The sequence below is a fragment of the Halogeometricum sp. CBA1124 genome, assembly GCF_009741955.1.
In the GTDB taxonomy this organism is placed as follows: domain Archaea; phylum Halobacteriota; class Halobacteria; order Halobacteriales; family Haloferacaceae; genus Halogeometricum; species Halogeometricum rufum.
The window spans coordinates 1-3,064 of record NZ_WPCD01000290.1 but is presented as its reverse complement, the minus strand read 5'-3'; the positions used below and the strand labels follow the sequence as shown (position 1 = coordinate 3,064).

At 65.6% G+C, this 3,064-nt stretch carries 2 protein-coding genes and 1 pseudogene; all 3 read left to right on the top strand.

Going from position 1 to position 3,064, the window contains the following annotated elements; all coding sequences use genetic code 11:
* The first annotated feature begins 74 nt into the window (after positions 1-74).
* Positions 75-943 (top strand): annotated as a pseudogene (gene htpX / locus GJ632_RS20525) (zinc metalloprotease HtpX).
* Position 944: 1 nt separating this feature from the next.
* The gene (locus tag GJ632_RS20520) at positions 945-1,550 is read left to right on the top strand and encodes a hypothetical protein (RefSeq protein ID WP_089803893.1); all 606 of its coding nucleotides are present in this window, start codon (positions 945-947) and stop codon (positions 1,548-1,550) included.
* A 276-nt stretch (positions 1,551-1,826) separates the two neighbouring features.
* Positions 1,827-2,858, top strand: coding sequence for a DNA repair and recombination protein RadA (gene radA / locus GJ632_RS20515; protein WP_089803894.1), 1,032 nt, complete (start codon positions 1,827-1,829; stop codon positions 2,856-2,858).
* The last annotated feature ends 206 nt before the right edge of the window (positions 2,859-3,064 follow it).

Genomic DNA, 3,064 nt, shown 5'->3' with positions numbered 1-3,064 from the left:
AGCGGCGGCACGCGCGGGCGGGCGACACGTTACGCTCCAACAACGCTTAGAGCGACGAACGCGAAGTTGAGCGCATGGATTGGAAACCGGACTGGGGACTTCGCGGGCGGATGGTGCTCACGATGTTCCTGCTCTTCGCCCTGTACATCGTCTTCGTCGGGGCGCTCGCGGCGACGCGGAACTGGTTCATCCTGCCGTTCGTCGGGGTGTTCCTGCTCGCCCAGTTCTTCTTCAGCGACAGACTCGCACTGTACAGCATGGGCGCGAAGGAGGTGTCCGAAGAGGAGTACCCCGAACTGCACGGGACCATCTCGCGACTCTCCCAGCAGGCCGACCTGCCGAAACCGAAGGTTGCCGTCGTGGACTCGCGCATCCCGAACGCCTTCGCGACTGGCCGGTCCCAGAAGAAGGCGGCCGTCGCCGTGACGACGGGCCTGCTCCGGATGCTCGACAGAGACGAGTTGGAGGGCGTCCTCGCGCACGAACTCGCGCACGTGAGAACCGCGACGTGATGGTGATGACCATCGCCTCGTTCCTCTCGACGGTCGCGTTCATGATCGTCCGCTGGGGCTTCTGGTTCGGCGGCGGCAGTCGCGATCGGCAGGGCGGCGGCATCATCGTCGCTATCGCCGTCTCGCTGGTCGTCTGGATCGTCTCGTTCGTCCTCATCCGCGCGCTCTCGCGCTACCGCGAGTACGCCGCGGACCGCGGCGCGGCCGTCATCACGGGGCGCCCCTCGGCGCTCGCCTCGGCGCTGATGAAGATCTCCGGCAACATGGAGAACGTGCCGAAGGACGACCTGCGCGAGCAGTCGGAGATGAACGCGTTCTTCATCATCCCCATTAAGAGCGACTTCATCGGCCGCGTCTTCAGCACGCACCCCTCGACGGAGAACCGCATCGAACGACTCCGCGACCTGGAACGCGAGATGGAGACGGCGTAAGATGGGACTGTTCGACTCGCTCCGCTCCATCCTCGGCACGAGCGCCGAGGCGGACGCCACGCGCGACGCGGACCCCGAGGACCTGTTCGGCATGAGCACGGCGTACATCACGATGGAGGCCGACCTCGGGTTCGAGTCCGTCGGCGCCGCCGCGCTCTGCTTCTCCTCGGTGGACAGCACCGACTTCGCCGAGACGGTCGAAGAGGTGGAGACCATCCTCAAGGCCGGCGAGGAGGAGACGGGCACCGACTTCCGCCTCCGCGAGGACTCTCACGGGTGGGAGTGGGTCGTCCTCGAGGACGACGACCCCGAGGACCTCGTGACGAGCGTCCACTTCGCCGCCGACGAGTTCATCGAACGCGGCTACGGCTCTCGACTGCTCGCCGCCGTCTTCGGCTTCGAACGCGACGACGACCGGGCCTACTGGATCTACTCGTTCCGCCGCGGGGCCTACTACCCGTTCGCCCCCGAACGCGGCCGCGAGCAGAACGACCGCGTCCTGCTGAAACTGGAGTCGGTGCTGGACGGCGAACTCGAACTCGAACCGGACAAGGAGTACTGGTACCCGATGTGGTCCGACCGGTCCGGCGGCCACCCCTGGGAGTAGCGCCGACGGCCCGCGTCTGACTCCGCGCCACCTCTCGCCCCCTCGTCGCGTTTCGACTCCGTCGACACTCCTCCATTCTGCCCTTCCCCTCCGCCCCGCTCTCACTCCGCGCGTCGCTCACCGTCTCTCGCTCGCCAGTCCCGACGCCGTTCGGGACCACATCCGGCTTAAACGTTCACGAGTTCTTGAACGCCGACCCGCCGCTGTCCGTCAGTTTCACTTCCACTTCGCTGTTAACGAGGCTTTATGTGGCCGTGGGCCGCAGGTCCGTATACGATGCCAGAAGACGACCTCGAAAGTCTCCCGGGCGTGGGCCCCGCTACCGCAGACAAACTCGTCGACGCCGGTTTCGAGAGCTATCAGGCTATCGCCGTCGCGAGTCCCAGCGAACTCTCCAACACCGCGGACGTGGGTGAGTCCACCTCCTCGGACATCATCAACGCCGCGCGCGAGGCGGCCGACATCGGCGGCTTCGAGACCGGTTCGATGGTCCTCGAACGACGCCAGCAGATCGGTAAACTCAGCTGGCAGATTCCCGAAGTCGACGAACTCCTCGGCGGCGGACTGGAGACGCAGTCCATCACCGAAGTGTACGGCGAGTTCGGTTCCGGGAAGTCGCAGGTGACCCACCAGATGGCGGTCAACGTCCAACTGCCGCCCGAACACGGTGGCCTCGGTGGGTCCTGCATCTTCGTGGACTCCGAGGACACGTTCCGTCCCGAACGAATCGAGGACATGCTCTTCGGCCTCGACGACGAGAAGCTTCAGGCCACGATGGACGACCGGGAGATAGAGGGTTCCCCGGACGACGAGGCGGCGATGGAGGAACTCCTCAGCGACGTCCTCGACAAGATTCACGTCGCGAAGGCGTTCAACTCCAACCACCAGATTCTGCTCGCCGAGAAGGCCAAGGAACTCGCCCGCGACCACGAGGACGACGAGTACCCCGTCCGTCTGCTCTGCGTGGACTCGCTGACCGCGCACTTCCGCGCGGAGTACGTGGGCCGCGGCCAACTCGCCGAACGGCAGCAGAAACTCAACAAGCACCTGCACGACCTGATGCGCATCGGCGACCTGTACAACACGGCCGTCCTCGTGACGAACCAGGTGGCTTCGAACCCCGACTCGTACTTCGGTGACCCGACACAGCCCATCGGTGGCAACATCCTCGGCCACACCTCGACGTTCCGCATCTACCTCCGCAAGTCGAAGGGCGACAAGCGTATCGTCCGCCTCGTGGACGCGCCGAACCTCGCCGACGGCGAGGCGGTCATGCGCGTGCAGGACGGCGGTCTGAAGCCCGAGTAGACCGCTCTCGGTCTCGACGCTCCACCGCGCTCCCTTTCCCCTCTCACATCTCCGAGCGACGGCGTTCCGATCCGTCGAGTGTCTCTCGCGGCACCGACTGTTAATGTCTCTCCCCACTAACAGGTCGGGCATGTCGTCGCGCATCGACACCGCCTCGCTCACGACGGTGCACTACGTCGGTATCGCCCTCGCCGCCCTCTCGGGCG

What these genes read in the sequence shown, in the direction of transcription:
- GJ632_RS20520 (WP_089803893.1), top strand. Translation starts at nt 945, where the DNA reads ATGGGACTGTTCGACTCGCTCCGCTCCATCCTCGGCACGAGCGCCGAG.
- radA (WP_089803894.1), top strand. Translation starts at nt 1,827, where the DNA reads ATGCCAGAAGACGACCTCGAAAGTCTCCCGGGCGTGGGCCCCGCTACC.